This window comes from Ferruginibacter sp., assembly GCF_031391665.1.
Classification (GTDB): Bacteria; Bacteroidota; Bacteroidia; order Chitinophagales; family Chitinophagaceae; genus Ferruginibacter.
In genome coordinates this window covers 1-7737 of record NZ_JANMUN010000148.1, presented here as the reverse complement: position 1 = coordinate 7737, position 7737 = coordinate 1, and the positions used below count along the sequence as shown (strand labels likewise).

General features: G+C 36.0%; 6 protein-coding genes and 1 pseudogene. 1 reads left to right on the top strand and 6 read right to left on the bottom strand.

Translation table 11 applies throughout. The features are described from left to right. From ACY651_RS10650 to ACY651_RS10635, 4 genes are all read right to left on the bottom strand, one after another. A partial coding sequence (locus tag ACY651_RS10650) for a ribonuclease H-like domain-containing protein (protein WP_462252496.1) occupies nt 1–612 on the bottom strand: 612 nt, incomplete at its 3' end. Between the two features lie 544 nt (nt 613–1156). Further along, on the bottom strand, nt 1157–1777 hold the full coding sequence (locus ACY651_RS10645; protein WP_462252494.1) for a porin family protein: 621 nt from the start codon (nt 1775–1777) through the stop codon (nt 1157–1159). A 150-nt stretch (nt 1778–1927) separates the two neighbouring features. After that, complete coding sequence (locus ACY651_RS10640) at nt 1928–2230, bottom strand: YXWGXW repeat-containing protein (protein ID WP_462252492.1); 303 nt, start codon at nt 2228–2230, stop codon at nt 1928–1930. Between the two features lie 181 nt (nt 2231–2411). Next, nucleotides 2412–4622: a S9 family peptidase gene (locus tag ACY651_RS10635; RefSeq protein WP_462252490.1), complete on the bottom strand. Its 2211-nt coding sequence runs from the start codon at nt 4620–4622 to the stop codon at nt 2412–2414. Between the two features lie 149 nt (nt 4623–4771). On the opposite strand from ACY651_RS10635, the gene ACY651_RS10630 reads away from it, so the two are divergent. Further along, complete coding sequence (locus ACY651_RS10630; protein ID WP_462252488.1) at nt 4772–5152, top strand: RNA-binding S4 domain-containing protein; 381 nt, start codon at nt 4772–4774, stop codon at nt 5150–5152. A gap of 10 nt (nt 5153–5162) precedes the next feature. On the opposite strand, the gene ACY651_RS10625 is transcribed toward ACY651_RS10630, so the two are convergent. Beyond that, nucleotides 5163–5795 (bottom strand): sensor histidine kinase, encoded by a 633-nt coding sequence (locus ACY651_RS10625; RefSeq protein WP_462252498.1) that lies wholly within the window; start codon nt 5793–5795, stop codon nt 5163–5165. Between the two features lie 45 nt (nt 5796–5840). Then, nucleotides 5841–7640, bottom strand: a pseudogene (locus ACY651_RS10620) (PAS domain-containing protein); the annotation flags it as partial. Between the last annotated feature and the right edge of the window lie 97 nt (nt 7641–7737).

Genomic DNA, 7737 nt, shown 5'->3' with positions numbered 1-7737 from the left:
CGGGTTCTTTTCTTCCCAATATACTGCTGCTACCATGCTGCCGTCAATATCATCTTTGGGTGATGGAACGCCTAATGCCGCTGCTAATAATTTTAAAGAAGTATAATTTTTATAATCGCCAAAGCGCCAGTATTGAAAAGTATCCACGGTGTTGGTATCCCATGGTTTCATGTTTTGAAAATCGAGGTAAACAGGAATGGGCAAACCATTTATTAAAAGCCTGCGGCAGATAAAAGGAATATCAAACTCTTTTATATTATGCCCGGCAAAACTCCATTTATTATTTTTTGCTTCCATAATATTTATGGTGGCAATAAAATCCTGCAGCAGTTTTTTTTCATCGTCGCCGTAAAAAGATTTAAGTCGCAATTGCAATTTACCCTCCTGCTTTATAAAATAACCTATGCTGATGCAAACAATTTTTGCAAACTCGGCCATTACACCAGCACGCTGCGGATAAAATTCGGCAGCGGTTGTAAAGTCTGGTAAAGAGCGCTGTGTCTTTTCTTCCCACAATTTTTTCCAGTCGTCGTTTAATAAATCGAATGTGGGGTGCTGAGGTACAGTTTCAATATCTATCAGCAATAAATTTTCCAGTACAATGTTTTGCATAGCGTAATTATTAGGAATTGTAAAATACAATCTCCTTTTAATAAAACAAAGTATGTGCGAAGAAAAATTAAAGAGATACTTCTTTATCGCTTAGAAGCTGTTTGAATTAATTTTAACAGAATACAATTTGGCTAAAGCCTTTTGTATTTTCATTACATTACCACGCCTTTAAAGGCGTGGTAATGCAAATAGAGTTTGTCGGCTTTAGCCAAATAAATAAAAAATAAATAACTCAAACAGTTTCTTAAACAGTTATTGCAAAAAAATTGTCTTACAAGTTTTGAGTATTTTTCAACTAACGGCCTGTAGCTGTTAGTACCCTACTTTTTGCCTTGACGCAAAAAGTAGCAAAAAAGTCAAGGCAGGAAAGAATACAGCCCTTTCCTGCCATGGAGCTATACTCATCTTTAGTACTACTGTAACTTCAACATTAGTTCTCTACTCTTTATTTCAAAAGATTAAAAGTAAAACAAAAGAGATTTTAAAATTGTTATTTAAAATTTAACCCGGTGTGATATTATTTATTGTAAAAATTTCAATAAGATTAAAACGTAACGCCAACAAATACCTGTATGGCCTGATTCTTCCAGGTTTGGCGATCGTCGATGGCGTTGATATCTGATAAGCCCAGTTTATACCTTGCGCCTAAATTAATTAATGGCAATTGAATCCATAAACCACCGATGGCACTCCACTCGGCATTTTTATAAATGTTACCATTATTTTTTAAACTATCGACAGTTTGTTTTACTAAGCCACCATACGAAGGACCAATCTGCAGCTTTACTCTTTTACTGGGGCCGATACTTACATTTAATAAAACCGGCACTTCAATATAATTTAGTTTAGAAGATTTTTGGCTGCCATCACGAAACAAATCGTTGTACACATCATTAGGATCATTACTAAACTCGGAAGAGGTTTGTACAAAATTTACCTCGGGCTGAATGCCGAACCTGCTGGCAAAATTAAATTGCATAAATGCCCCCAACTGATAATTATAATTGAACCCGCTTTTAAATGACTGGCCTGTAATTTTATTAGCATTAACACCGGCCTTTGCACCAAAGCGGAAAAAGTTTTCATGATCGTCGCTTAATTTATTGCGCTGTGCAAATACAGATGCAGAAGAAAATATGAGTATCGCTGTAAGTAGATTTTTCATTTTTTAGATTTTAGTTTGAACGTAATTATTACTGCTAACATTATGCCAAAGCAATACTTTAACAAAACTATGTTTGTACAATAAGCAAGCCTGCGCAAAGGCAGGCTTTACTTACTTTAAATAACCCCGTTAAAAATTATTGTATATTTTTTATCTTCTCCAATGGCCGGGTATCCAAACCCATCCACCTCTTCTGTGTTTCCAATGCCCTTCTACCCAAACATGTCCGGGTTGTGGCGGTGTTGTCCAGTAACCATCTGTGTAAGCATACTGATTGCCACGCCAAACATAATTTCCTCCCATCCAAACATATGCCGGTGAAGGACGAGCGGGCCTTACACGGTATGCAGGCGGGCCGGGGCGGACTTTTACAATAATTTGTGCATCTGCTGCTGCAGAGAATGATATTGCTATTATCAACATCATTACAATTTTTGAAAAATATTTTTTCATGATGATTTATTTTATGAGCCTATGACTTTATAATTACAGTATGGTTTAAAAGCAAAATGTTGAAAATAAAAAAAGCGGTTTAAAAAACCGCTTTAATAAAAGTTCAATAAAGGTATTCAGTACAAGTGAGTGACACAACGATGTTGAACATAGTTATATCGCTTGTTACAAAATTGTATTTCTATTTTGCCCCTGGCAAACAATGTTGTTTTAAATATGTGGTGTATAAGGTTGTTAAGTGCTGCCATGTTCCTTCGCCTTCGCTAATGCTGTGCGTACGGTTGGGGTAAGGCATAAATTGAAATTGTTTATTGTGTTTTATTAATTCATTCAATAATTGTTCAGCATTACTGTAATGCACATTATCATCGCCGGTGCCGTGTATGTATAATAGATTTCCCTGCAGATTTTTTGCATAATAAATGGGCGAGCCTTTTACAAAATCATCACGATTTTCCTGGGGTAAACCCATGTAGCGTTCCTGGTAAATATTATCATAATTCAATTGATTGCCTACTGCTGCTATGGAAATACCTGTTTTAAAAATATCCGGATACTGAAACATTAAATTTAATGTAGATGATCCTCCGCCGCTCCACCCCCAAACTGCTACACGGTCTTTATCAAAATAACTTTTATCGGCTAATAATTTTTTCATGGCCATTGCCTGATCCCTTACGTTTATTAAACCAATTTTTCTGTAAATAGATTTGCGCCATTTGGCACTTTTTAGCATTGGTGTACCACGGTTATCTATCGACACCTGTATGTAACCATCAGCTCTTATATCGCCATTGTATAAAAAATTACTGTGATTGCCGTAACTATTTTGTACGGTATTTGCTGCAGGCTCGCCATACACATATAACACCACAGGATATTTTTTTGCTGCATTAAAATTTGCAGGTTTATTTATCCATGCATCTAATGTTACATTATCTTCTGTGGTTATTTGTAAATATTCCACATCGTTAGTGTTATCAGTTTTTATTGTTGCTGCAATACTTTTAGCATTGCTTACAGGTTTATTATCGGGCAATGTTATCCATTCTGTTACCGGTGGTGTGGTACTGTTAGAAAAAGTGTGTGTGGCAAACTTGCCATTGGGAGAAATAGTATAGTTGTGTGTACCCACTAAATTTTCGGCACTTAACAGTTCTGCATCTTCTTTATTTTTTTTGAATTTATCTATAACACCTGTTTTATTTTCTATACGGATGCGGTATAAATATAATTGTGTGGCATTAGATGGTGATGCGGTAAAATAAATATAGTTATTAGCTTCGTCGATGCTTTTAATTACATCAACATCATAATTGCCTTTGGTTAATAAAGTTTCTGTTTTACCATCACGGCTAATTTTATAAATATGGCGCCAGCCATCTTTTTCGCTTACTAAAATAAAATCCTGTCCTTTGTTTATAAATGTAAAACCGCCGGGTTCGCCAAAAATATCCGAGGAGTTTAAATCCACCCAGGCCTCATCATTTTCGGCCCAAAAAGTATGGGTACTTCCATCGTTAGTGTTACAATATATTAATTTACTTTCCTGTTGCTTACGGTCTAATTGCTGCACCATTAATTCGTTAGTACCACTCCATTCCATACGGGGAAGATAATGCTGCTGCGGATCGCCTTCAATTTTCATCCATTTAATAATACCCGATGAAATATCTGTAACACCAATTTTTACAGGCGAAGGTGCTTCGCCAACTTTTGGATACTCTACCGGAATTACTTTGCTGTAATTACTGTCGGTAGTGTTCAACATAAAGTAGTCCCTTATTTTTGTTGCATCTACCTGCCAAAAAGCAATTTTGCTTCCATCGGGGCTCCACCTGAAACCATCCCGGCAACCAAACTCTTCTTCGTACACCCAATCAAAAGTTCCGTTAATTAATTTTCTTGTACCATCGTTAGTCATTTTTTTTATTGTGTTAGATGATACATCTTCCACAAATAAATTATGTTCGCTTACATAAGCTACTTTTTTTGCATCAGGAGAAAATTTTGCAAACATTAATGATTGTGCCGGCCTACCCTTACCCAACTGCGTTATGCGGTTTGATGCAATATCTAAAACCCAGTATTCGCCCCTGGTATTTAAGCGCCATACTTTTAATGTATTGGTAAAAATTAATAATTTAGTATTGTCTTTACTGAATGAATATGATTGCGGCAATAAAGTTTTGTACCCCGGAGGTGTTAGCTGTTCTTTTTTGATAAGAATAGTTTCTGCATCGGTTTTAGGATCCACCTTAACAATGTTGCCTTCTTTAATTTTGGTGTAGGCATTACCATCTGCCGTCCAGTTTATACGGCCACGCTGTGCAATTAATAATTGAGTTGAAAAAATAAACAGTATGCTTAGTGCAATAATCCTGAACTTCATATGTATAATTTTAGAGAATAAAAGTAAGCAATTAGATTAACTGATAATCACCATTGGCAGAAAAGGATTTATTTTTAATTTCCTGTTTCCTTAAGGGAAATTAAGAAACATTAATTTAGCAAAAAATATAACAGGTCTTTTTAAAACGTATGGATAAAGAAAAACTAAGATTAGATAAATATTTATGGGCCATCCGCCTGTATAAAACCCGTAGCCAGGCTGCTGATGCCTGCGATAAAGGAAAAGTAAAACACAACGGAGATAATTGTAAAGCCGCCAGAATAATAAACGTGGCTGATGAATACGAAGTAAAAACTGAGGCTAAAAAATGGTTAATAAAAGTTACCGCACTTTTAGATCACCGGGTGCAGTATGCTGAAGCAATAAAACATTACACCGATATTACGCCTGCTGAAGAATTGGACCGCATTAAATTTCAGGCAGCAGTTTTTCATACAGGTAAAAGAATGAGTAAACAGGGCAGGCCTACAAAAAAAGATAAAAGGGATTTAGACGAGTTTATGAATTAACAGCAATGCATTAAACAACCAGCGGTATTTCTACAATTATTTCGCAGCCTTTACCCGGCGATGATTTTAAAATAAATTTACCAGAAAAAGATTCAGCTCTTTTCTTAATATTGCTGAGGCCGATACCTTTTTTTGCAGTTTTTACATTAAAGCCTTTACCATTATCAATTATCTTCATCGTTACCAAATCCCCTGATCTTGTAAGGGTTATTTCTATTTCAGTTGCCTCTGCATACTTAACAACATTTTTTATTTGCTCCTGCAGTATCCTGTATAAGTTTATCTCTATATCGCCATCAAGTGCATTGCACTGGCTATCAAAATTCAGTTTTATTTTAAATTGATTATTTACATTAAAGGTTTGTAATAAATCTTCAAAAGCATCTTTTAAAGAACTGTCATCAAAAGAAGCCGGCGCCAATTTATGCGATAATTTCCGCAACTCTTCAATGGCATTTAAAATATGCCCCTTACCCATTTCAATAAATTTATGCGATTCTTTTGTAGCTGCCCTGCTTCCTTTAACCATGCTGAGTGCAAGCACCGATCCGGCTAAAATTTGATTTACATTATCGTGCAATTCCCCGCCAATAAAATTGCGTTCCTGCTCCTGTGCATCTATTATTGCCTTTGATGTCCGCATTTCTTCATCTACCTGGTAAGTAATATCCTGCATGGCGCCAATCATTCTGCTGGGGTTTCCCATTTCATCAAACATTACATAAGCCCTGTCAAAAATATGTTTGTAGGTATCATCGGCACAGCGGAATCTGTACGTTATCTGAAATTTTTGCAAGCCTTTTTCAAAAACATCTTCTACTAATTCTGTTACTTTTTTAAAATCATCGGGATGAAGTTTATCATTCCACCAGTCAACAATTTTTTCTACTTCATCAGCTTTGTATCCAAACATTTTATTAATGCCTTCATTATACACCATGGTGTTATTTACAATGTCCCAATCCCAAATAGTATCGCTGGTAGCACGGGCAAGTATATCATACCGGTCAACAGCTATTTTAATTTCTGCTGCTGCTTTACTGCGAAGTTTTTCTTTTTCAAAAACTTCTAATGCAAACGACACATCACTTGTAGCTTCTTCTAATAATGCAATTTCCGCTGCATCAAAAAAATCTTTTACATCAGCATAAAAAGAAAACATGCCTACTACTTTTTCTGAAACTTTTATTGGTACTGCCATAAAGGAACGGTAACCACGGCTTAATGCTTCATCTTTCCATGGTGCCATTCGCCGGTCTTTTTCAATATCGTTGCATACAGAATATTTTCCCATACATAAACCACTAACGATAGGTTCCATGTATTCCGGATTATTGTGCAGTAACTCCGGGTTTATAAAAGTTGGGTGGCTGCTGTCATCACCTGCATGCATTACAGGAATAACGGTTTTTGTTTTTTCATCAATCATACCTATCCATGCCATCCTGAATTTGCCTTCGCTAACAGCAATTTGACAAGCCTCTTTAAACAATGTTGCTTCATCACGGGTACGCACAATCATTTGATTAATGTGGCTGATAAAAAAATACAGCCGGTTGGCTTTTATAATTTTTTCTTCTGCTCTTTTTCTTTCACTAATATCCCTCAGGTTAATAATAATACCTCCAATAGCGGGGTCGGGTGTCATATTTTTAATTACACCTTCCAGCCAAATGTAATAACCATTTTTATTTCTTACTCTTACAGAAAGTTGAATTGTTTTACCGGGGTTAGCCACTGCTTCAACCATCAAAGCCATTACGGTTGATCTGTCATCTGGATGCAAATATTCTGTAATGGCTATTTTTTCATTCTCTTCAAACAACCTTCCGGTAATTAGGGCAGTGGAAGAGCTCCGGAAAAGCACATTAAATTTTTCATCAATCAGGGAGATGATGCCTTCGTTATTTTCAACCAGTGCCCGAAATAACTTTTCTTTTTTATCCAGCTCCTGTGTTCGTTCTGCCACTCTTTGCTCCAGCTCATCATTCATTTTTTTTAATGCCGCAGCAGCTTTACTTTTTTCAACATTATCTGCTCTTACTTTTTGGATAAAAACACCTAACAATAAAAGCACTACCGCCATCGTAAGCAGTAATATTTTTTGAAGATTTTTTACACTTTTATCATTGGCCTCTTTATGTTTTACCAACGAAGTATTTTCTGCATCCTGAATTTGATCAACCAAAAGCTTGATATGCTCGGTATATAATTTTCCTTCGCCGGTTTCAACCATTTTAATGGCAGCATCTACTCCATTCTCTTCATAACTTTTAATAGCAAGGTTGGAAAATTCAATTCGTTTGGAAACAAAAAAAGATAAAGAGTCGGCACGTATTTGTTGTGCTTTATCATTTTTTGTAAGTGTTTTTAAATTGGTAAGGTTGGCATAAATTTCTTTTTGTGATTTTTGCATCGGTTGCAAAAAACTTTTTCGGCCACTAAGTATATAGCCCCTGAAACCAGACTCGTTACTTAATGCAAGCGTGAGTACTTTTTTAGAATCAAGAAAATTCGCTTCCTTGGCTTTCTGTGTTTCCGTGCATTCCGAAGTAAGAACTCAAACCACGGAATGCACGGACCGA